Genomic DNA, 333 nt, shown 5'->3' with positions numbered 1-333 from the left:
GCCTTCTATCCCCTCTGTCATATATCCGTTTCTGCTCCAACGCGAATCAATCCAATATCCCAAGTTAAATTTTAATAAATTCCACTTAATTTCATGTAAGCTAGCAAACGCCACAAATGCTCCTGTTTGCTTGTGAAACAACAAAAACACGAGTTCTTTTCGCTGTAAAAAATCCACATGATATTGTCTGATAATAGTTTCGATATCTACTTCTGTGTGTCTGCGTTGGGCGAAAGCAACCCAGGGTTGAAGCTCGGTAAGAGACGATTGTATAGCATCATACACGACTTTCCCATCTTGAGGATATGGCATACGAATGAACAGTCTCTCTGT

General features: G+C 40.2%; 1 protein-coding gene. It reads right to left on the bottom strand.

Annotated elements, in window-relative coordinates:
- Positions 1-333 (bottom strand): GNAT family N-acetyltransferase (locus ACQRBL_RS32705; RefSeq protein WP_427736472.1); only part of this gene is annotated, 333 nt, incomplete at both ends.

The organism is Bacillus sp. AF62, from assembly GCF_050312695.1.
GTDB classification, from domain to species: Bacteria; Bacillota; Bacilli; order Bacillales; family Bacillaceae_G; genus Bacillus_A; species Bacillus_A cereus.
This window is presented reverse-complemented; position numbering and strand designations above follow the sequence as displayed.